Below are 18830 nucleotides of genomic sequence, written 5' to 3'. Positions count from 1 at the left end.
GGTTCGCGAGGTGGTCGGGGAGATCGTCCGCGGCTGATCGGGGTTCGTGTCTTCCCGCCGTACCGTGAGATCGATATCTTTCCATGCATGAAGCGCGTCTTCGCGGTCCTCACGCTGATCACGACGCTGGTCGCGGCGCCCCGGCCCGTCGCCGCCGCTCTCGCCGGCGACGCGTCCTACCGGACGCTGAGCACGGCCCACCACCCGGACTGGATGCGATCCGTGCCGGACGCGACCAGCCTCGCCGCGCTGTCGCTGCCCGGCACCCACGACACGCTGGCGATCCACGGCGGCGGGCCGACACAGACCCAGGAGGACTTCGGCGACAGCGGCGGCACGCTCTCCGCCCAGCTCGCGGCCGGCGTCCGCATGATCGACATCCGGGCCCGGGTGAACGGCGGCAACACCTTCACGATCCACCACGGCGCGGTCTATCAGAACGCGAACTTCGACGACGTCCTCGACAAGGTGGCCGACTTCCTCGGCGCGCACCCGGCAGAGACCGTGGTGATGCGACTCAAGCAGGAGTGCACCGGCGAGCTGGGCTCGTGCACGGACGTGCCCGGCCAGCTGAGCTTCCCGGACATCTTCGACCTGTACGCGGCGAAACGTCCCGCCCTGTTCTGGCAGCCCTCGATCCAGCGCGGCACCGCCGCGGCCACCCCCGCCCTCGGGGCGATTCGGGGCAAGCTCGTCCTTGCCGTGCTGCACGGTGCGTTCGGCGGACCAATCGACCATTACGGGCTGACCCAGTTCCTGGACTGGAACGGCACGTCGACCTACGTGCAGGACAACTACAACGTCCCGAACATCGGCGCGATCGCCACGAAGCGTGATCAGGTACGCCGGTTCCTGGACGTCACAGACGCCGGTGACCCCACCAAGATGTACGTGAACTTCGCCAGCGGCGCGAGCACGTTCGTGCAGCCCCAGTGGTGTGCGGGCGGGGCGCTGTGGGTGCAGGGGGTCAATCCGTTCCTGCTCGATTACCTGAACCAGGGACACGTCACGCACCGCACCGGAATGGTCCTGATGGACTTCCCGGGTGGCGGCCTGATCGACAAGCTGATCAGCTTCAACCCGGTTTTTTCCGCCTCGGCTTGAGCGTTACCGGCGCCCGCTGCGTACCAAACCCCGACGGCCGCCGGTCGTCACGTCGGCCACCGGGGGGTGGCAGGCGCGCAGACGACGACTGCTGAGCGGGTGAGAGGCGATGGCGCGGGCGCAGGGTGACGTCGCCGGCCGACAAGGGCCGGTGGCGTTCCAGACCTTCGAGGACCAGCGCAGCCGTCGCCCGGAGCCGGTGGCGACGGCCCGGTTCCTGGCCCGGACCCAGCAGCGACCCGAGTACGCCCGCGGCGACATCATCGTCGAAGCACCCACCGACCCCAGCGGCTGGCGCGGCACCGGGGCGGGCCCCGCCGTGCCGGTCGACGACCGGCCCCCGGCCGAGAGCGTCTCCGGCAACCGGCTGCTCACCGTCATTCTGTTCTTCGCCGGGCTCGGCACCAGCGTCGCGCTGTGGGTGTTCGACACCCAGGCCGGCGCGATCAGCGACACCGCCACCCTGATGATGGCGGTCGGCCGGGTCACCGGCCTGATCGGCGGCTACCTGCTCTTCATTCAGCTGCTCATGATGAGCCGGGTGTCGTGGCTGGAGGAGTGGGTCGGCGCCCGCGACCTGCTGCGCTGGCACCGCTGGCTCGGCACCTCACTGGTGGTCGCGGTGCTGACACACATCGTGTTCATCGTCTTCGGGTACGCCAAGACCGCGCAGACCGGCGTCGTGCAGCAGGGCATCGACATCATCACCACGCTGCCCGACATGATCAGCGCCACGGTCGCCACCGTCCTGCTCGTGGTGATCAGCCTGCTGTCGATCCGCGCCGCCCGCACGAAGCTGCCGTACGAGCTGTGGCACCTGACCCACCTCGCCGCGTACCTCGTGCTGCTGCTCGGCTACGGCCACCAGGTGGCCACGGGCGCCGACCTCAGCGGCCCGTACGCGAAGTTCTTCTGGCCGGGCCTCGGCGCGCTGGTCATCGCCGCGCTGTTCTGGGGCCGCCTGGTCGAGCCCGTCTGGCTGAACGCGCGGCACCGCTTCACGGTCGGCGAGGTGGTGCCCGAGGGCGCCAACACGTTCTCGATCTACATCGACGGCAAGGACCTGGAGCGGCTGCCCGCCCGGGCCGGGCAGTTCATGCGCTGGCGGTTCCTGACCCGCAACGGCTGGTGGCAGTCGCACCCGTTCTCCCTGTCGGCCGCCCCGAACTCCGACTGGCTGCGGCTCACCGTCACCGTGGCGGGCGGGCACACCGCGCGGCTCGGCGAGCTGGAGCCCGGCACCCCGGTGTGGGCCGAGGGCCCCTTCGGTACGTTCACCGCCCAGCACCGCACCCGGCGGCGGGCCCTGCTCATCGCCGGTGGCAGCGGCATCGCCCCGATCCGGGCGCTGCTGGAGGACATGCCGCCGGACACCATCGTCATCTACCGCGCGAGCCGCCCCGACGAGCTGGTGTTCCGCGAGGAGCTGGAGGACCTGGCCGAGCGGCGCGACGCCTGGGTCCGCTACATCGTCGGCTCCCGCGCCGACGCCGGCCCGCGCCGCCTGTTCACCCCCGAGGGGATGCTCGGCCTCGTCCCCGACATCAACCGCCGGGACGTGTACCTGTGCGGCCCGCCCGGCCTGGTCGGCGCGGCCGTGAACACCCTGCGCCAGCTCGACGTACCCGACAGCCAGATGCACCTCGACCCCTTCGAGTTCTGACGCTCGACCCCTTCGAGTTGGAGAGACCGATGCGACGTAGTACCGCAGCAGCCGTGGGCACCCTGACCGGCGCCGCCCTCATCATCGGCGTACGGCTCAGCGTGTCCGCGCCCGTAGTGACCGCCGCACCACCCGCCGTCGACGTCGCCAACAACGACCTGGGCGCCGACCCCGAGCCGTCGAAGTCCTCCGACAAGAAGAAGGAAAAGGACCAGGGCGACGACAACTCGGGCACCGCGGGCGGGGAGAGCGGCCTGACCGACGGCACGTTCAAGGGCAAGCCCGTGCGCAATCCGTACGGGACCGTTCAGGTCAGCATCAGGGTCGCCGACGGCAAGATCAGCAAGGTCGCCGCCACGTACCCGACCACGGGCGAGAGCGCCACCATCAACCCGGCCGCCATACCGCAGCTCAAGGAGCAGACCCTCAAGGCACAGAGCGCCGACATCGACGCCGTCTCCGGCGCCACCTTCACCAGCAAGTCGTACGTGGAATCGCTGCAGGCCGCCCTCGACGAGGCGAACGCGTAGGGTCGAACGGGTGCGGCACGTCGAACATGTCATGGGCACCGTGGTCAGCATCGAGTTGGCCGACCCGCTGCCCGCCGACCGGCTCACCACCCTGATCGGCGAGGTCTGCGACTGGCTGCACGAGGTGGACCGCCGGTTCACCACGTACTCCGACGACAGCGAGGTCATGCGGCTGCGCCGGGGCGAGATCAAGGCCGACGACGCCTCCCCCGACCTGCGACACGTGCTGGCCGCCTGCGCCGACCTGTGGCGCGAGACCGACGGCTGGTTCGACGCGTACGCCGCCGGGCCGCTCGACCCGTCCGGCTACGTCAAGGGCTGGTCGATCGAGGTGGCCTCGGCGCGGCTGGCCGAGGCGGGCAGCGTCAACCACTGCGTCAACGCGGGCGGCGACATCCGGATGCGCGGCCACAAGGCCGACGGCCGACCCTGGCGGGTCGGCGTCCGGCACCCCTGGCAGGCGGACAAGCTGAGCTGGGTGCTGGAACTCACGGACGGGGCGGTGGCCACCTCCGGCACGTACGAGCGGGGCGCGCACGTGTTCAATCCGCGTACCCGGCAGGCCGCGCAAGGGCTGCGGTCGGTGACCGTGACCGGCCCCGACCTGGCCGTTGCCGACGCGTACGCCACGGCGGCGCTCGCCATGGGCGAGCCCGGCATCGGCTGGCTCGGCAAGCTCGCCGCCAACGGGTACGAGTCCGCCGCGGTCACCGACGACGGCCGCGCCTTTCGCACCGCCGGCCTGCCCGCCGTGGACGACGCGTAAGCGATCGGACGGCATCGCCCGGTGGCCGTCATCGAATCCGTGGCCGCCGTTCCCCGGGTCCGTCATGGCTCGTGGCAGTCGCTCGCTGGGTCCGTCATCGCCCGTGGCAGTCGACTCGCTGGGTCCGTCATCGCCCGGCCGTCATCGCCCGTGGCAGTCGACTCGCTGGGTCCGTCAGTGCCCGGCCGTCATCGCCCGTGGTGGTCAGAAGTCTGCGAACAGGTAGGGCATGGAGCGCGGGAACAGCGCCCGTAGCGCCGTCACCGCCCCGGGATCCACGTGTCCGAAGCCGCGGACCACGACGTCGACCGGGTCGAGCACGCCGTATGCGAGGCCGGACAGGCCCGCGCAGCTCAGCGTCGCCTGCGCGGCGCCGCCGGGGTCCCGTTCCACCATGAGGCGGCCCGCGTCGCCCGCCAGCCGGTAGGTCCCGCCGATCAGGTAGTCGTCGACCACGCTCACGGTGACCGCGGCAGCGTCGCCGGCCGCCGAGCCCGCCAGGGCCTCCACCGACAACAGCCGGGCCATCGGCGCGTTCGTGGTCGGGTTCGCCACCCGGCCCTCGGTCGTCACCGTCAGGTCGGTCCCCCACAGCTCCGGTACCTCGTCGGTGTCCACGAGCACGGCGACGCGGGCGACCTGATCGACGTGCCGGGCGAAGAACTGCAGTAGCAGGGCCCGGCTCAGCGGGCCGGTGGTGAGCAGGTGATCGGCGACGAGGTCCCCGCCGTACCGGTCCACCCGGTACGTCACCGCGCCCACCACCTCCCCATCCACCCGCGCCAGCGCGACCCAGCGCGGCGGGCTCTCCCGGAACTCCGCCGTACGGATCTCATCGAACACGCCGAAACCATGCCGCTCCCCCAGCAGGCGCAGCGTGAACGCGTGGTAGTCGTCGAAGCCGTCCCGGAGCCTCAACCACTCCACCGTGCCCGGCAGGTCGGCCCGCTGCAGATGCGTCAGGCCCTCCGGCGCGAACGTGGCCGTGCGCCACCGCGGCAGCCCCACGAAGCCGAAGCGCTCATAGAACGACGGGCGGAACGGGTACAACGCACTCACCGTGCACCCCTGATCGCGCATCTGGCGCAGGAGGCGCTCCAGCAGCAGGCGTACCAGGCCGCGGCGCCGGGCGGCGGGGTGCGAGGCCACCGACGCGACTCCGGCCATGTCGTGCACCACGCCGCGTACGTTCTGCCGCATGGGGAAGGCGGCCGCCCCGGCGAGGGTCTCCCCGTCCTCCTGCGCGATCAGGCTGACCGCGGAGCGGTAGAACCGCATGCGCCGCGCGTACGTTTCGGTCTCCCCGTCCGATCCCGGCGACGGCTGGAAGGCGTACGCCTGCAGCGGCCACATCGTGTGCGTCCGTTCCTCGGCGCTGATCTGTCGGATCTCCATGCCGCCATCCCACTCCAAATCCGCGGCCGCCCAGGTCAGGGCGCCGGCGCGACGGGCCGCGACGCGCCGGGGGACCCCGGTTTGGCAACCACTGGGGCAACCGGCTAAAGTTCCTATCCGTCACCGGGGAACACCACCGGAGCGACAAGCGGACGTAGCGCAGCTGGTAGCGCATCACCTTGCCAAGGTGAGGGTCGCGGGTTCGAATCCCGTCGTCCGCTCGGAGAGGCTTCCACAGGTAACGTGCGGGGCCCACTCGGTGGAGTGGCCGAGAGGCGAGGCAACGGCCTGCAAAGCCGTGTACACGGGTTCAAATCCCGTCTCCACCTCGGCAAAGTATGACCGGGGCGATTGGCGCAGCGGGAGCGCGCTTCCTTGACACGGAAGAGGTCACTGGTTCGATCCCAGTATCGCCCACCAGCTCAGAGGCCATGTTCAATCGATGAACATGGCCTCTTCTGCATCCTGGGTGACTAACTGGGTGACTATCGCCGTGGCTCGCCATCGAGGGCGAAGATCTTGTCCATGGCGGCGGCCCCGGTCAGCAGGACCGGGCGGAGCTGGTGGCGGTAGACGGCCTCGGTCACCCGGGTGCCGGAGTGGCCGCACAGGTCTGCGATGTCGTTGATCGAGACGCCGCTTTCGGACAGCAGCGAGACGAAGCTGTGCCGCAGCTCGCGCGGCGTCCAGTCGGCGGGGTTGAGCCCGGCCGCCTTGGTGACCCGGCGGAAGGCACGCCGGACGTTGGCGGCGTCGAGGGCGGTGCCCAGCGATGAGGCGAACACGAGGTCGTGATCCTGCCAGTTGTTGCCGGCCTGCTGCCGGTCCTGGTCTTGAAGAGCGCGCTGGACCCGGAGAGCCACGACGCCGCGCAGCGGCAGGGCGAGGGTGCGCCGGGACTTGCGGGTCTTGGTGTCGCCGCCCTGCCGGACTGATCGCCAAACCTGCACCGAGGGCGGGACCGGGTCGTCTTCGTCGGGTCGGCCGTCGAGGTCGACGTGGGACCAGGTCAGGGCGCGCAGTTCTTCGGTACGCGCACCGATCAGAAGTGAGAGAACGACGTAGGCGTAGAGCCTCGTGTCTTCCGCAGCATCGAGAAGCGCTTTCGCGGCCTCAAAGGTGAGGGATTTCGACGGGCGGCCCGGCTGCCCGGAGGGAACGCCGCACAAGGCGACGACATTTTGCTTGACCTTGTTTCGTGCCATTGCGCGGATCACGGCCCGGTTCAGGCATTCATAGACGCGCTGAACCGTGCTGGTGCCGAGTTTCTTGGCCAGCCGCATCAACCACTGGTCGATCTCGGTGGCGCTCAAGTCTTTGAGTTTGCGGGCGCCGAGGCCCTCGATGATGTGCTTGCACATGTACCGGTTCTTCTCGACCGTACTGGCGGCGCGACCGTTGAGCCCGTAGGCGAGCCAGTCCTCGACGGCCTGGGCGACGGTGTAGCCCGTTTGCGCCGTGGACAGTCCGTCCTCGTACTCGCGGATCTTCTCCCGCAGTGCCGCGTGCGCGGCGGTCTTGGTCCTGCCGCTGGCCTTGCGGACAATGCGCTTGCCCGCCGGGGTGTACCCGACGGTCACTGTGGCGATCCACCGTTGCCGGTCCTCGTCCCAGTGCAGTCCCCCGTCTCCGCGACTGCGGCGTTTGGTCATGCGGCGGCTCCTTTCGTACTCTCGCTTTCCAGCAGGGCAACATATTCCACTATGGCGGATCGAGGAATGAGCCGGGTGCGGCCTTCCTTGACGGATCGCAGGCGTCCCGACCGGACTAGTTCGTAGATGACGGATCGGCTGAGGCTGAGTAGCCGCATCGCCTCGGGAATGCGATACAGCGCCTTGGGTGTCAGGTCATGCAATGCGTGTTCTCCTTCCGGGGTCAGGCGGCTTCCTCTATGGCGGCCGGATTGGTGCCGATTTCGTGGGCGAGTTCTTCGCGCCCGATCTCGTGTCGGGCACGGGCCATCGCGGCGGCGGTGTTGGCGAGCATGGCGTCGCCGCTGGTGTGCCAGCCGACCCCGGCGTAGGTGAGGGTGCCGACGGTGAGGGTCGTTTCTTCGCTCTGGTGGTCGGCGGCGCGGATCGCGCCGCTGTCGGTGTTGGCCTGTTCGGTGGCGCGGCGGTAGGTGATGCGGGTATCGCGGAGCAGGCGGAAGGTGATCGAGTAGCGGCGGGCTTTGGTGAGGAAGTGGCCGCCGTATCCGAGCATGTGTGCCCAGCGGCGCAGCCGCCTGTACCCGGTGGCCCGTCCGGCCGTGTTCGCGTGTTTGGTGTCAAGGCTGGCTTGACGTTCGGCGGTGCAGACGGGGCAGGCGCGGTAGCGAGTGTGGGTGCCGCAGTCCGGGCAGTCCCAGGGCGTGTCGAAGGGCAGCCGACGGTTGCCGGACTGCGGTGCCCGGCGTGGCCTGTCGATCAGCTTCCGCCGGACGTAGGTGACGGCCAGCCCAGCAAGAAGGCCGAGGACATCGGCGATCGGGGTGGCCTTGTTCGTTACCTGCTTGGCGAGCAAACCGAGCAGGTAGCCCGTGATGGGGGTGGGAGTTGTCGGACGACCGAGGCGCCAGCAGGCGTCGATGAGGCGGGCGGTGTGCCCGCCATCGGGGTCGCCGTGCTGCTCGATCGTGTCGGCGGTGATGCGGGTGGAGTTGTGGCCAGTGGCCTCGGTGCTCTTGGTGGCGTACTTGGCGAGGTACCCGGCGACCATGCCGTCCGTGACCTCCCCGGTCCCGGTCAGCGTGATCGGGCGGATGTCGAGCTGCTCGCCCCAGGCCATGGGCCAGCCGTCGAGCCGGTCCGGGTGCCCGGGAGTGGTGAACCCGGTTTCGCGGGCAGCGGCGTCGAGGGCGTCGACGAGGTCGGCCAGGCCTATCCCGGCCGGGGGCGGGACAACGGCGGTCAGATCGCCGGGGTTGACGCCGTCGAGGCGCACCAGGGCGTGGAAGTGCACGGCGCCGCGGCGTTGCATCTCGGCGGCTTTGCCGTGCGAGAGCCGCACGGGTGGGATCCGCCGGACGGTCTTGCCGTCGGTGCAGACCTCGATGAAGGGGATGCCGCGGGCGCGGCAGAGTTTCGCGAGGGCGCGTTCGGCGGCTTGTTTGGTGCGGTGCCAGAGTTCGGCGGCGTGCAGGTTGAACACGACGTGGTGGTCGTGGTCGTAGCAGTCTAGGCACAGCGGCTGCCCGAGCTGCGGGTCGTCGGCGTCGTGGCGCACCCAGCAGACGACCGGCTGGCCGTGTTCGCAGGGGGCGGGGTGGTCGCGGCGGGCATGGCAGGGGTCGGGGCGGCAGTCGCAGCGTTTGCGGTCGGTGCAGGTGTGCGTGCTGACGCGGCGGGTGTGGACGGCGCCGAACCCGGGGGCGGTGAGGGTGAGGAACACGGCCGGGTGCCGAGACACCGTGGTGGGGACACCTTTGCCGCCGACGAGCCCTGCGCGGAGGAGCTGGTAGGCGTCGCGTTGGTAGGTGCGGGCGCAGGAGGGGCAGACCGAATGGCGGCGGTTCCCGCACGCCTTGTAGATGGCGGCGTCGGGAAGGCTGTCGGTGTGCCGGTGATCCAGGATGGTGGCGCCGCTGCCATGGCGCGCGACGGTGTAGATGTCGCCGGACAGCCGGATCGGACGGGTGCACCCGGCGGCGGCCTGCACATGCGACAGCCAACCGAAGTAGTCCGCCCGGGACGCGCGGGCCAGGGCCTGCCCGGCGGTGGACGAGGCAGCGAACGGGGGAATCCATGCGGGTTCGGCGTTCGAGCCCGTACCCTGGGCAGACTGCTCCCGGGGTACGAGGTCCAGCGTCGAATCCATCAGGCAGCAACCCCGTGATCGGTGGGGTGCTGGCGGGTGCGGCGGGGCTGGCACAGCAGGTGCCTGCCCAGCTCCGCGAGGACGGCCGCGAGGGGCTGTCCGCAGGAGGTGCAGGGGTGGGCGGCGAGGCCGCCCGGCATCGGTTGCGTGGCCTGCTGGTGGGGGCCGGTGTGGGTGAAGGTCATCGTGTGTTCGATGAGGGTGATGCGGCAGGCCGGGCACTGCTGCTCGCGGGGTATGCGTCGGCCGCACGCGATCGTGACGGTCGTGTGTCCGGTCCGGAGGCTTACCGGTCGGCGGCAAGGCCCGCCAGGGTTGACCGCGATGACGGTGCGGCGGGTGTCGTACGGGTGCGGCTCGGGGCCAGCCGGGCAGGTGTGGGTGTAGTGGTGGACGTCGACCAGGATGGCGGTCATCGCACACCGTCCAGGACGGGGCTGTGCCCGTTGATCCGTCCCGCAGTCGGGGCGGGGTTGTCGATGGTGGCCAGGAGTTGCCCGGCGATGGCCGGGGTGGTGTTGAGCCGGGTCGCCAGCTCGTCGGCGGTGAGCGGCTGGGTGGAGGTCTGCCGGTGCTGCACGGTGATCATGCGTGCGGCGGACACCAGCCGGGCCGGGGCGCCGTCGGTGTGGTGACGGTCGGTGCTGGCCGGCGGTGCGGTGTGTACCGGAGTCGCGGCCATGACGTCGACAGGCATGGTGTTCGCGGCCGGTGCGCTGGTGGTGGTGAGTTCGGTTTCGCGGACTTCGATGGCAGCGAAGTCGGGCCGGATCTTCCCGGCGACCCATTCGACCCCGGCGACCAGGCCGACGATCAGGGCGAAGATGACCCGCAGCCCGAGCGGGCCGGGAGCGGCGGCGTTGACCGCCGCCGAGATGGCGATGACGACGATCAGCACCTTCAACGCGGCGCGTTTGGCGTCGGTGGCCATGCCGATGGTTTGGGTGATGGTGAGCATGGAGACGATGCCCAGGTCGAACACGGCCGGGACGATCCACGCGAACACCCCCGCGCCGAGGGTTAGCAGAAAGTGGGCTTGGTGTAGGTAGCTGGCGGTGACGGCGCCGACGAGGATGCCCTTGTTGGCCCATTTGATGACGCGGATCGCGCGCAGCATTCCGGGCACGGCGCGTTTGGTGTACTCGGCGGCGAACTGCTGCGTCAGGGTGGTGGTCATCGGATGCCTCCGTCGTTGGTGACGGGTACGACGGCGATGACGCCGTTGCACTGGGCGCACCAGACGGCGGCCAGGCCGTCGTCGAGCATGTCGTTGACGCGGTCGTCGAGGGTTTCGTGTTCGGCGGGGAACACCGAGGTGTCGCCGCATTCGGTGCACCACCGCTGCGTCGGGCAGAGACGCAGGACGGGGCCGAGGTCGGGGTGGATTCCGGCGGGGGTCATGCCGTCGATGCACCAGACACAGCCGGGTGCGGTGGTGGAGTCGTGCCGGTCGAAGAGACTCATCGCAGGGCCTCCCTACGGGTGCGGCCGGTGAAGAAGTAGAGGTCGACCCCGTCGGGTACCGCGATGGCGGCCGGGGTGGTGTCGCGGGAGTAGCCGTAGCCCAGCTCGTCGACGGTCTGGGTGTGACGGGTGGCGCGGCGCTGGACGAGGGTGCGGAGTCGGTGGTGCATGGGGTCACCTCCCGGGTTCGCAGATGAGGCAGGCGCCGGTCCGGCGTGGGATGTAGTAGCCGCGGGTGGTGCCGCAGTTGCGGCAGGTCCGGCGGGCCAGTAGCGCTTTGCCGATCGCGGCGAGCTGGGCCGGGCTGGCGGTGCGTTTGGGTGCGGCCAGGTCCCGGCGGTAGAGGTAGGCGGTCCGTATGTGTTTGCGGTGTCGCCACAGGATTTGCGCGGCGATCGGCTGGCCGTTCGGGCGTAGGCCGTCGGCGCGGAGTTGGCGTCGGGTGGCCAGGCCGTCGGGGGCGTAGTGGAAAGGGAAGGTGGGCAGGCCGTGCCGGGTACCGGCGGGGTCGTAGAACTCGGCGCGGATGGCGATGCGGTCGGCCAGATCGTCCAAACCGGGATGACGGATCTCAGTGGTCATCGGTCGGCTCCCCACCGTTGTTGGGCGGCCTGGCGGCTGATGCCGAGCCGGGTGCCGATGTCGGCCCAGGAGTAGCCGTGGGCGCGGAGCCCGGTCACGGCGTCGGTGATGGCCTCGTCGAGCAGGGCGGACAGGCCGGTCATGTCTGCCAGGGCCTCGATGTCGCCGGTGGCGACGCGGCGGGCGTAGGCGCGGACGATGCGCCGCACGAACGCGGCGTACTCGTCGTTCTCCACCACATCCCGGCGACGCGGAGAGGGATGGGTGGTGTGGGGGAATGTCAAGACGCCGTTGACGGTGGACAGGCTCATCGGGCACCCCCGGTGGTGTGGAGGCGGTCCCAGTCGTCGGCGGCGTCGTCGAGGGAGGCGGCGACCAGCTCGGTGGTCATGCCGTCCTGGTCGTTCCAGTCCCCGATGATGTCGATGGCGCTGCGTTCATGGAGCAGTCCGTCGGTGAGGTATTCGGGGTCCAGGTAGGCGGCCAGGACGCGCTTGGCGCGGATGGCGGCGTCGGTGAGGGTGTCGTCGGCGGTGTCGTCGGAGCCCAGGGTCGGGCGGCCGTGGGCGCAGACGTTGATGGCGCCCATGGCGCAGGCGGGCGGGAACGCCTCGTCGGTGAGTAGGTCGAAGAAGTCGCCTTGGATCCAGCCGTGCCGCCGTAGGTAGGCGGCGGCGCCGTGGAGCAGCTCGGCGGGTGTCGCGTCGGGTTGGTGGTCGAGGGTGGGCGGTTTGTGGGTAGCCTTCATGGCAGCCACGTCCTTTTCTTCGGATGGGCAGTGGTGAGGGACAGGACCGGTCGAGCTGCCAGGCGTGTGCCGGTCCTGTCGTGTTTTCTGGAGCTATGCAGTTGTGGTGCGCGCGGCCGGTCAGCAGCCGCGGCAGTGCCGCCGGGGTCGGCGGGTAAGCCCGGCTGCCAGGGCGGCCAGGCCAAGGACGCCGAGGATCGGCGCCGCGTGAGCGGTAGCGATTTCGGCGAGCTGGCCGAGCAGGAACGCGCCGACGGCCAGGAGCCCGGCGATGGTGCCGGTGAACGCGGCGACGCGGGTACGGCGCCGGGAACGCTGGGCGGCGCGGGTGCGGGCGTAGTCGCCCACCGAGGTCACCCGGCGACCGGGTCGGATGGGTTCACGGAGCCGCATGACGACCTGGAAACGGTCGGCGGATAGCGGCCGGGGCGTGGTGATAGCGACGAGGGTTCCGGCGGCGCGGTGCCGGGTGATCAGGTTGACGAGCTGGGCGACGGTGCCGACCACGAGGTGGTCGCGCGTGACGATGGGGTGCTGGCCGGCGGCACGCTGGGTAACCGGGCGGCCGAGATAGGTGGTCATGCGGCGATCCCCCATTCACTGGCAAGGAGGGCAGGGGCGGGAACGGTGATGCCGGAAGGACGCCGCATCCAGGCGGCGTAGTCGGCGATGGCGTAGATCTGCGCGTCAGTTAGGAACGCGCACTTGATCCGACGCGGGATACCGCCCTCAGCGAGCAGCCACGCGGCACCCCGATTCGCGGGGTCGATGTCGGTGGCCGAGTAGCCGAGATCGGCCCAGCCCTGGCCGAGGATGACGTCGCTGCTGCCGTTGGTGGTGCAGCGGAAAGCGCACCGGTAGCCGAACAGGTCCCGCAGGCTGGCGGGGATGATGTCCCAGGAGGTCCGCTGAGTGGCGGCGATGACCGGCATCCCGCAGGCGCGGCCGAGCGACACCAGGCCGCGGAGCAGGCCTTCGAATTCTTCCTGCTGGGCTTTGGTGCCGAGCACGGTGGAGAACATGGCAAGTTCGTCGATGATCGTCACGATGGTGGTGAGCCCGTCGTCGGGCATGACCTTGCGACGACGATGCGAGAGCAGCCACAGGTAGCGGTTGGTGGCGACGGTCAGCAGCCGCCGCAACACTCGGATGGCTTCTTCGATGTTGTTGCCGATGAACGCGTCCGCGACGTCGGCGTAGGGGCCGAGTTCGACGAACTTCGCGTCGAGCAGCACGAGGCGGGTGTTGTCGGCCAGGGCAGCGGTGGCGGCGGCGAGGTTGATCAGGCCGGACTTGCCGGCGCCGGGTTCCCCGGCGATGAGCAGGTTGTGGTAGACGGTGTCGAGGGTGACGTGGTGGCCGAACTCGTCGATGCCGATGAACATCGGGTCGAACATCGACAGTCGCGGGCCGACCGGCACCCGGTCAGTACCGAGCGGGTCACGGGCGATAGCGGTGGTCATGGTGCGGGCCTCCGGTTAGGGGGTAGATTCGGCCGGGACCGACGCGAAGGACGCAATGTGCTTGGAGGCCTCTGCGTTCCTCCGCGTCGGTTCCGTTATCGGTCAATCGAGTGGGCTGCAGGTGTGCTCGCGCTGGGCGCCGTAACAGCCGCAGGCGAAATAGCCCTCGGCGTCGAGTAGCGGAATCACGTCGAGGTACGGCTCCTCAACGGCTGGCTCAACCGGGTGGACCACGCCGGTCGCGTCGGTCCACGAGGTGATGGCGACATAGCGGAAACCTGCGCGGCGGATTCCGTCGACACAGTGTTTGAGGTCGTCGGTGTTGTGCGGGTAGTCGTGTCCGCCGAGCCGAAGGGCTCCGATGCCGTAACCGTGGCTGAACGCCACGACGAACTCGACGGTCGGTACCTCGTTGTCGTGAAGGTCTTTCATCGCGGGGGTTCCTTTCAGTCCCAGGGGTCGTCGTCGGACGTGTCGGCGGCCGGGGCCGCCTTGGCCGTCTTGCGGCCGTTCGGGCTGCCCGCCGATTTGGTGGCGGTAGCGATGGGGTTGGGGTCGGCCGGGACGTCGGGCAGGTCCAGGGCCGTGGGCACCGATCCGGGTGCCTGCTGGGTGGGGATGCCGGCCGGGACGAGGTTCGGGAGCGAGGAGTTGACGTCGGCGTTCAGGACCTCGCGGCGTTTGATGTCGAACCGCAGGTAGGCGGCGTTCTTGTTGGCGCTGGCCAGCTCGACCACGCACGTGGTGGCGTGGCAGGCCACGGCGATCTCCCCCAGCCGATCCTGTAGACGGGCGAGGGAGAGGCCGGGGCGGAGGTAGACCCAGACGCGTTCCCCGACGGGGGTGGGGCGTGCCCAGAGGATCAGGGGCAGGCTGCCGGACTTGTTGGCGATGATGAACTGCGAGAAGCACACCCGTAGGCGGTGCCGCACGATGACGCACCAGGCCAGTGCCTCCACCCGGTGCCGCAGGTACGGCACGGCGGCCGGAACACCGACCAAGACCGCGAGAATGCCGAGGGTGAGCGCGGCCGGGGTCGCATCCGCGAGGGCGATCCACCCGTAGGTGAGCCCGATCGCGGCGGTGATCTCGCCGAACCACCACCAGAGGATTCGCAGGACCGGCCAGATCCGGACCAGCAGCCACACGAGGGCGCCGGACACGAACGCGGCCGGGGCGGCCAGGAGCCCCGCGAGGATCGGGTGCATCCGATCGGAGGCGACGCTCATCGTGGCCAGGCCGACGACGATGGCGGTGATGATGAAGGCGAACCGGGCGTTGCGCTCCGAGGAGCGGTGCACCTTCTGCTCGATGACGGTCACGGTGCCGGAGCCACGCCGGAAACCGAAACCTCGGGTAGATTTGGACACGACTTGTCCTCCCTGGCAGGGGCTGGATGGGTTGGGTATGGCGTGGGGTCGGCAGGTTGCAGCCGTTACCGACCCCGCGCACACCCGAAGCTGCTGCGGCCATTGCAGTGGCCGTGGGCCGGGATACTGGCGAGCCAGCGGATTCCCGGACTGTCAGATCGGTGATTCAGGGAATGCGACCGCGAACGGTCGAGAACTTGCCACGGACACTGTGGCGAGGTGTTCCGGTGTTGCAGGAAGTGCTACTTGCTCGCCGGGGTACTCGTCAGGGGCTTCAGCGACGCCGCGCGGAACGCAGTGCCGTTACGCCCGTTGGTCGCCCATGCCTTGGCCTCCAGCGCTTCGAGCGCGACGAACTGACCAACCTCCACCGACGGAATCTCACCGACCGTCGTGACGTTGATGACCTCGCCGCCCGTTTCGTCGAGCGCGACGACCTGGGTTGACCACATGGGACGGCCCGTTCCCCTCTCGGACCGCTGATTGCCCTTCTCGTCCACCTTCGGCTGAGCCTTCTTCGCGACCGTGAACGTGATACCGGTCGTGTCCACGTAGATCTTCACGAGGGTTACCTCCCTGATAGTGAGCCTGTCCCCTGCGGACGATCGCTCTGACATGAAACGTACGTCCAAGATCACGACTGAACCTGGAATACTTTTCCGGGGACACATCGACGAGGTCGGAGATGATCAAGCCATGCGAGGTATCGGACAAGAACTCACCATCGGTGAGCGGATCGCGTGGTACCGACGTCGCCGCGGAATGTCGCAAGAGGCGCTGGCAGGAATCGTTGGACGTACCGTCGACTGGCTTAGCAAGATCGAAAACAACAGAATCGATCTTGATCGCCTATCTGTGGTCCGACGCGTGGCCGAAGCACTCGACGTAACTATCGGTGATCTCGTCGGAGAACCCACGCTGCTCGAATGGAACGCCGAGAGCGGCAAGAAGACGGTGTCCGCTCTACGCGACACGCTCCTGAACTACCGACAACTGTCGCCGTTTGCCCAACCTGCACCGAACGACCCGCCTGAGGTCAGCAGGATCGTTACCGACGTCGACTCTGTATGGACCGCCTATCAAGAATCCCGGTACGGCTACGTAGTCGGCCGGCTGCCGGAACTACTCTCGAGCGCCCAGGCCGCCACCCAGGCAGCCACCAATGAGGACCAGCAGCGGGCGTTCGCGCTGCTCGGCCTCTCCTACCAGGCAGCCGCAGTCCTGCTGACAAAGCTCGGCGAGGCAGACCTCGCATGGATCGCTGCCGAACGAGGATTCGCCTCAGCACAACGCAGCGAAGACACCGTCGTCATGGGCTCCCTCTTCCGCTCGCTCGTGCACACGCTCCTCTCGACCGGCCGGTACACGGAAGCAACCCAGCTCACCAACGACGCGGCCGCCCACCTCCAGCCCGGCCTCGCCGACGCGGGGCCGGAGTACCTGTCGATCTACGGCACGCTGCTGCTTGCCGGTTCCGTCGCCGCGGCACGAGCCGAAGACCGAACCTCCGCCCAGGCGTTCCTCAACGAGGCGGACGAGACCGCCCGACGAATCGGGCACGACGGAAACCACCTCTGGACTGCCTTCGGGCCCACCAACGTCAGCATCCACCGGGTTACGGCCGCTATGGATCTCGGCGACGTGGAGTTCGCAATCGATCTCGGCCAGCGCGTAGACACCAGCTCCATGCCGCGCGAACGCCAGGTCAGGCACGCCCTTGAAGTCGCGAGGGCACTGAGTGCGAGAAACCGGATGGAGGATGCGTTGGCCACCCTCCTCAACGCCGAACAGCAAGCGCCCGAACAGGTGCGACACCATGCCATTAGCCGACAGCTCGTCCAAACGTGGATGCGACGGGGACGCGGTCGACCCAGCTTCCAACTTGCTGGGCTAGCGCAACGGGTGCGCGTCGCAGGAGAGCTCCGTACAGTCTGACGTGTGATCGAGCCACCAGAGAAGGCGCGTCCGTTCGCAACCCCACGGGTCGCAGCGGGCGCGCTTTTTGTCGACGACCAGGACCGCGTCCTAATGCTGCGGCCGACCTACAAGCCGTACTGGGATATCCCCGGCGGGTACGTCGAGGAGGGTGAAGCACCTCTGGACGCCTGCAGGCGCGAGGTACGCGAGGAGATCGGGCTGGACGTCCGAGTCAACGAGCTGCTTGCAGTGGACTGGGCACCTCATCCCGACGAAGGCGACAAGCTACTTTTCATCTTCGATGGCGGCCAGCTGACACCCGAGCAGCTCAACGCGATCAGGTTCACGGACGGCGAGGTAGAGGGATGGTCGTTCGTCGGCTTGGAGCAGCTACGGGACGTCACAGTCCCCCGCCTAGAGAAGCGGATCGCACAGGCATTGCGAGCCCACAAAGACCTGCGAACCGTTTACTTGCAAGGCGGCTCGGTTCCGACCTGACGTGACGGACAGCTCCACCGCATGTACGGTCTTCAACCGGGGATGACGGCGGCAGCGACCTCATTCAGGGCTGATCTTGCGTAGCAACCTTTGCGCTACTTCTTCAACCCCAAGTTGCGAACTAAGGCCAACAACGCTCGCCACCATAGGACTGTAATTCGCAACGTCGGCCTGCGAAACATTATGCCATACAGGCAGAATAGTGTTCTTTCCGGTGGTGTTGTGCTTCGTGACTATCGCGTCAAACTCGGCTGCGGCCCAACCGGGATTGTTCATGTAGTTGGGCGAGAGAACCACAATACACTTGCCGCAGTCTCGCAGTCCTCGGTCAATCGATTCGCGGAGGCTGTCGCCCACTTGCAATGAATATTCGTCGTACCAGACGGGGCATAGCATTCGACGAAGGTGATCTGCGAGATCGCGGACGAAGTCCGCTTTATCCCGCGAGTCATGACTAATGAAGGCTCTTGGCACCTCATGGTAGCTGCGATACTTCGAATAGGCTTGATCTCGTATTTCAAGCCTGAATCCAGCCTCGTTCGCCTGAGCCCGGAGTTGGCTTTTCTCGTCCTCGCCAAGGACGCGGTCGACATATAAGAATATTCGTGACGAGAACGGCAACGATGTCAACGGGGTGTCTTCCGAGTCCGCCGCCGGATGACCCGTGCTCATAGTTATGCCATCACACACAGCTAGGGCCTTCTCCGGATGAACCGCTAGGTGTCGAAGGATACCAAGGGACGAACTCTCCTCAGAAACCAGAAATGATACGAAGCGCACCGCGGCGTTGGCGTCCATGTGGCAACCGGGTATTGCTTTCCCTACCGACGCACCCTCACGCGTAAAAAATTCAAGCTCGCCGTGGACTGTGAAAGTCGTTTTGAAGTCGGCATAAAAATATTCGGCCAACGTTGCCATACGCAGGCGCCTCCATTGAAGGTTCTAAAGTATATGTCGAATGCACAGGGTTCGAGGCGGGACGCATGGTTTGCTCAGTAGTCGGTCGGTGGTGCCGGGATCGCTGTCCGCAGATCAGGGACGCCGCAACCAGCGGCAAGCAACTGAGCGTAGGTAGCGAGATGATCTCTACATTCAGCTAGAGAGCGCTGCAGTTCCTCGTACCGAATCCACTCTCTCTCGTGTTCGAGCGGCGACCTTTCTACCGGACGGCCATGCTCCCAGGCTTGAAGCTCGGGGTGCCAATATGACAGCACCGGTCGAACGGTGTAGTTGAGCATGGCCACCACGAGATAACCTAGACTGAAAGCTCCGTCACGTTTTGCTTCTGCAATTCCGGGACCATACCGTCGCAGGATCTCCCGGCAGCAGCCGAACAGCGAGTATAGGCTCGTGAGCGCCTCGCGCAATAGGCCGTTCTGAAGCGGGACGGCTGCGGCCCGGGTGATAATCTCTACGTACAGCTCCCACGCTGCCGAACGTTCGGCATCGTTCGGCTCCCACGTGCCTGTGACTGAAATTAGCTTTAGGTCAAGCCGTACCTGTACGTTCTTCGGCCGCTGAACCGCCACTGC

At 68.0% G+C, this 18830-nt stretch carries 24 protein-coding genes and 3 tRNA genes; 9 read left to right on the top strand and 18 right to left on the bottom strand.

Annotated elements, in window-relative coordinates:
• Nucleotides 1-87 precede the first annotated feature (87 nt).
• The 4 genes from ACMCNN_RS08170 to ACMCNN_RS08155 all read left to right on the top strand — a co-directional run bounded on the left by ACMCNN_RS08170 (nt 88) and on the right by ACMCNN_RS08155 (nt 4063).
• The gene (locus ACMCNN_RS08170) at nt 88-1104 is read left to right on the top strand and encodes a phosphatidylinositol-specific phospholipase C (protein WP_412745564.1); all 1017 of its coding nucleotides are present in this window, start codon (nt 88-90) and stop codon (nt 1102-1104) included.
• A gap of 109 nt (nt 1105-1213) precedes the next feature.
• Nucleotides 1214-2767, top strand: coding sequence for a ferric reductase-like transmembrane domain-containing protein (locus tag ACMCNN_RS08165; RefSeq protein WP_412745563.1), 1554 nt, complete (start codon nt 1214-1216; stop codon nt 2765-2767).
• 29 nt (nt 2768-2796) lie between these two features.
• Nucleotides 2797-3297: an FMN-binding protein gene (locus tag ACMCNN_RS08160; RefSeq protein WP_412745562.1), complete on the top strand. Its 501-nt coding sequence runs from the start codon at nt 2797-2799 to the stop codon at nt 3295-3297.
• A gap of 31 nt (nt 3298-3328) precedes the next feature.
• A complete protein-coding gene (locus ACMCNN_RS08155; protein WP_412747099.1) occupies nt 3329-4063 on the top strand; it encodes an FAD:protein FMN transferase in 735 nt (244 codons plus the stop codon).
• Nucleotides 4064-4267: 204 nt separating this feature from the next.
• On the opposite strand, the gene eis is transcribed toward ACMCNN_RS08155, so the two are convergent.
• Complete coding sequence (gene eis, locus ACMCNN_RS08150) at nt 4268-5458, bottom strand: enhanced intracellular survival protein Eis (RefSeq protein WP_412745561.1); 1191 nt, start codon at nt 5456-5458, stop codon at nt 4268-4270.
• Nucleotides 5459-5606: 148 nt separating this feature from the next.
• Between eis and ACMCNN_RS08145 the strand changes: the two genes are divergently transcribed.
• From ACMCNN_RS08145 to ACMCNN_RS08135, 3 genes are all read left to right on the top strand, one after another.
• Nucleotides 5607-5679 (top strand) — tRNA-Gly (locus ACMCNN_RS08145).
• A 37-nt stretch (nt 5680-5716) separates the two neighbouring features.
• Nucleotides 5717-5787 (top strand) — tRNA-Cys (locus ACMCNN_RS08140).
• A 16-nt stretch (nt 5788-5803) separates the two neighbouring features.
• A tRNA-Val gene (locus ACMCNN_RS08135) sits at nt 5804-5878 on the top strand.
• A 65-nt stretch (nt 5879-5943) separates the two neighbouring features.
• On the opposite strand, the gene xerC is transcribed toward ACMCNN_RS08135, so the two are convergent.
• The 15 genes from xerC to ACMCNN_RS08060 form a co-directional block, all read right to left on the bottom strand.
• Nucleotides 5944-7110, bottom strand: a complete 1167-nt coding sequence (xerC, locus tag ACMCNN_RS08130) for a tyrosine recombinase XerC (RefSeq protein WP_412745560.1) — start codon at nt 7108-7110, stop codon at nt 5944-5946.
• Complete coding sequence (locus ACMCNN_RS08125) at nt 7107-7304, bottom strand: helix-turn-helix domain-containing protein (RefSeq protein WP_412747098.1); 198 nt, start codon at nt 7302-7304, stop codon at nt 7107-7109. Before ACMCNN_RS08125 ends, xerC begins: the two co-directional genes overlap by 4 nt.
• A 29-nt stretch (nt 7305-7333) precedes the next feature.
• A complete protein-coding gene (locus tag ACMCNN_RS08120; protein ID WP_412745559.1) occupies nt 7334-9256 on the bottom strand; it encodes a replication initiator in 1923 nt (640 codons plus the stop codon).
• On the bottom strand, nt 9256-9672 hold the full coding sequence (locus tag ACMCNN_RS08115) for a hypothetical protein (RefSeq protein WP_412745558.1): 417 nt from the start codon (nt 9670-9672) through the stop codon (nt 9256-9258). The genes ACMCNN_RS08120 and ACMCNN_RS08115 overlap by 1 nt, the downstream gene beginning before the upstream one ends.
• The gene (locus tag ACMCNN_RS08110; protein WP_412745557.1) at nt 9669-10433 is read right to left on the bottom strand and encodes a DUF2637 domain-containing protein; all 765 of its coding nucleotides are present in this window, start codon (nt 10431-10433) and stop codon (nt 9669-9671) included. The genes ACMCNN_RS08115 and ACMCNN_RS08110 overlap by 4 nt, the downstream gene beginning before the upstream one ends.
• Entirely contained in the window at nt 10430-10720 is a 291-nt protein-coding gene (locus tag ACMCNN_RS08105; RefSeq protein ID WP_412745556.1) for a hypothetical protein, read from the bottom strand. Before ACMCNN_RS08105 ends, ACMCNN_RS08110 begins: the two co-directional genes overlap by 4 nt.
• Nucleotides 10717-10890 (bottom strand): hypothetical protein, encoded by a 174-nt coding sequence (locus tag ACMCNN_RS08100; protein ID WP_412745555.1) that lies wholly within the window; start codon nt 10888-10890, stop codon nt 10717-10719. Before ACMCNN_RS08100 ends, ACMCNN_RS08105 begins: the two co-directional genes overlap by 4 nt.
• Before the next feature lie 4 nt (nt 10891-10894).
• Nucleotides 10895-11302: an RRQRL motif-containing zinc-binding protein gene (locus tag ACMCNN_RS08095; RefSeq protein WP_412745554.1), complete on the bottom strand. Its 408-nt coding sequence runs from the start codon at nt 11300-11302 to the stop codon at nt 10895-10897.
• Nucleotides 11299-11613, bottom strand: coding sequence for a hypothetical protein (locus ACMCNN_RS08090; RefSeq protein ID WP_412745553.1), 315 nt, complete (start codon nt 11611-11613; stop codon nt 11299-11301). Before ACMCNN_RS08090 ends, ACMCNN_RS08095 begins: the two co-directional genes overlap by 4 nt.
• On the bottom strand, nt 11610-12050 hold the full coding sequence (locus tag ACMCNN_RS08085; protein ID WP_412745552.1) for a hypothetical protein: 441 nt from the start codon (nt 12048-12050) through the stop codon (nt 11610-11612). The genes ACMCNN_RS08090 and ACMCNN_RS08085 overlap by 4 nt, the downstream gene beginning before the upstream one ends.
• A gap of 120 nt (nt 12051-12170) precedes the next feature.
• Nucleotides 12171-12632, bottom strand: coding sequence for a hypothetical protein (locus tag ACMCNN_RS08080; RefSeq protein WP_412745551.1), 462 nt, complete (start codon nt 12630-12632; stop codon nt 12171-12173).
• On the bottom strand, nt 12629-13513 hold the full coding sequence (locus ACMCNN_RS08075) for an FtsK/SpoIIIE domain-containing protein (RefSeq protein WP_412745550.1): 885 nt from the start codon (nt 13511-13513) through the stop codon (nt 12629-12631). Before ACMCNN_RS08075 ends, ACMCNN_RS08080 begins: the two co-directional genes overlap by 4 nt.
• Before the next feature lie 102 nt (nt 13514-13615).
• Complete coding sequence (locus tag ACMCNN_RS08070) at nt 13616-13945, bottom strand: hypothetical protein (protein ID WP_412745549.1); 330 nt, start codon at nt 13943-13945, stop codon at nt 13616-13618.
• A 14-nt stretch (nt 13946-13959) separates the two neighbouring features.
• Complete coding sequence (locus ACMCNN_RS08065) at nt 13960-14883, bottom strand: hypothetical protein (protein WP_412745548.1); 924 nt, start codon at nt 14881-14883, stop codon at nt 13960-13962.
• A gap of 242 nt (nt 14884-15125) precedes the next feature.
• Nucleotides 15126-15446 carry a hypothetical protein gene (locus ACMCNN_RS08060; protein WP_412745547.1) on the bottom strand — a complete coding sequence of 107 codons (321 nt, stop codon included), beginning with the start codon at nt 15444-15446 and terminating at the stop codon, nt 15126-15128.
• Nucleotides 15447-15498: 52 nt separating this feature from the next.
• Between ACMCNN_RS08060 and ACMCNN_RS08055 the strand changes: the two genes are divergently transcribed.
• Both ACMCNN_RS08055 and ACMCNN_RS08050 read left to right on the top strand, forming a co-directional pair.
• Nucleotides 15499-16818 carry a helix-turn-helix domain-containing protein gene (locus ACMCNN_RS08055; RefSeq protein WP_412745546.1) on the top strand — a complete coding sequence of 440 codons (1320 nt, stop codon included), beginning with the start codon at nt 15499-15501 and terminating at the stop codon, nt 16816-16818.
• A gap of 3 nt (nt 16819-16821) precedes the next feature.
• Nucleotides 16822-17298: an NUDIX domain-containing protein gene (locus tag ACMCNN_RS08050; RefSeq protein ID WP_412745545.1), complete on the top strand. Its 477-nt coding sequence runs from the start codon at nt 16822-16824 to the stop codon at nt 17296-17298.
• Nucleotides 17299-17358: 60 nt separating this feature from the next.
• On the opposite strand, the gene ACMCNN_RS08045 is transcribed toward ACMCNN_RS08050, so the two are convergent.
• Both ACMCNN_RS08045 and ACMCNN_RS08040 read right to left on the bottom strand, forming a co-directional pair.
• The gene (locus ACMCNN_RS08045; RefSeq protein WP_412745544.1) at nt 17359-18216 is read right to left on the bottom strand and encodes a toll/interleukin-1 receptor domain-containing protein; all 858 of its coding nucleotides are present in this window, start codon (nt 18214-18216) and stop codon (nt 17359-17361) included.
• 74 nt (nt 18217-18290) lie between these two features.
• Nucleotides 18291-18827: a hypothetical protein gene (locus ACMCNN_RS08040; protein WP_412745543.1), complete on the bottom strand. Its 537-nt coding sequence runs from the start codon at nt 18825-18827 to the stop codon at nt 18291-18293.
• Nucleotides 18828-18830 lie beyond the last annotated feature (3 nt).

It is taken from the genome of Krasilnikovia sp. MM14-A1004, assembly GCF_047159485.1.
In the GTDB taxonomy this organism is placed as follows: domain Bacteria; phylum Actinomycetota; class Actinomycetes; order Mycobacteriales; family Micromonosporaceae; genus Actinoplanes.
The sequence above is the reverse complement of the archived record's forward strand: the minus strand, read 5'-3'. Positions and strand labels throughout refer to the sequence as shown.

Excerpts from the sequence above, each read along its gene's own strand:
- ACMCNN_RS08170 (WP_412745564.1), top strand. The coding sequence starts at position 88 with ATGAAGCGCGTCTTCGCGGTCCTCACGCTGATCACGACGCTGGTCGCG.
- ACMCNN_RS08165 (WP_412745563.1), top strand. The coding sequence starts at position 1,214 with ATGGCGCGGGCGCAGGGTGACGTCGCCGGCCGACAAGGGCCGGTGGCG.
- ACMCNN_RS08160 (WP_412745562.1), top strand. The coding sequence starts at position 2,797 with ATGCGACGTAGTACCGCAGCAGCCGTGGGCACCCTGACCGGCGCCGCC.
- ACMCNN_RS08155 (WP_412747099.1), top strand. The coding sequence starts at position 3,329 with ATGGGCACCGTGGTCAGCATCGAGTTGGCCGACCCGCTGCCCGCCGAC.
- eis (WP_412745561.1), bottom strand. The coding sequence starts at position 5,458 with ATGGAGATCCGACAGATCAGCGCCGAGGAACGGACGCACACGATGTGG.
- xerC (WP_412745560.1), bottom strand. The coding sequence starts at position 7,110 with ATGACCAAACGCCGCAGTCGCGGAGACGGGGGACTGCACTGGGACGAG.
- ACMCNN_RS08120 (WP_412745559.1), bottom strand. The coding sequence starts at position 9,256 with ATGGATTCGACGCTGGACCTCGTACCCCGGGAGCAGTCTGCCCAGGGT.
- ACMCNN_RS08115 (WP_412745558.1), bottom strand. The coding sequence starts at position 9,672 with ATGACCGCCATCCTGGTCGACGTCCACCACTACACCCACACCTGCCCG.
- ACMCNN_RS08110 (WP_412745557.1), bottom strand. The coding sequence starts at position 10,433 with ATGACCACCACCCTGACGCAGCAGTTCGCCGCCGAGTACACCAAACGC.
- ACMCNN_RS08105 (WP_412745556.1), bottom strand. The coding sequence starts at position 10,720 with ATGAGTCTCTTCGACCGGCACGACTCCACCACCGCACCCGGCTGTGTC.
- ACMCNN_RS08100 (WP_412745555.1), bottom strand. The coding sequence starts at position 10,890 with ATGCACCACCGACTCCGCACCCTCGTCCAGCGCCGCGCCACCCGTCAC.
- ACMCNN_RS08095 (WP_412745554.1), bottom strand. The coding sequence starts at position 11,302 with ATGACCACTGAGATCCGTCATCCCGGTTTGGACGATCTGGCCGACCGC.
- ACMCNN_RS08090 (WP_412745553.1), bottom strand. The coding sequence starts at position 11,613 with ATGAGCCTGTCCACCGTCAACGGCGTCTTGACATTCCCCCACACCACC.
- ACMCNN_RS08085 (WP_412745552.1), bottom strand. The coding sequence starts at position 12,050 with ATGAAGGCTACCCACAAACCGCCCACCCTCGACCACCAACCCGACGCG.
- ACMCNN_RS08080 (WP_412745551.1), bottom strand. The coding sequence starts at position 12,632 with ATGACCACCTATCTCGGCCGCCCGGTTACCCAGCGTGCCGCCGGCCAG.
- ACMCNN_RS08075 (WP_412745550.1), bottom strand. The coding sequence starts at position 13,513 with ATGACCACCGCTATCGCCCGTGACCCGCTCGGTACTGACCGGGTGCCG.
- ACMCNN_RS08070 (WP_412745549.1), bottom strand. The coding sequence starts at position 13,945 with ATGAAAGACCTTCACGACAACGAGGTACCGACCGTCGAGTTCGTCGTG.
- ACMCNN_RS08055 (WP_412745546.1), top strand. The coding sequence starts at position 15,499 with ATGAAACGTACGTCCAAGATCACGACTGAACCTGGAATACTTTTCCGG.
- ACMCNN_RS08045 (WP_412745544.1), bottom strand. The coding sequence starts at position 18,216 with ATGGCAACGTTGGCCGAATATTTTTATGCCGACTTCAAAACGACTTTC.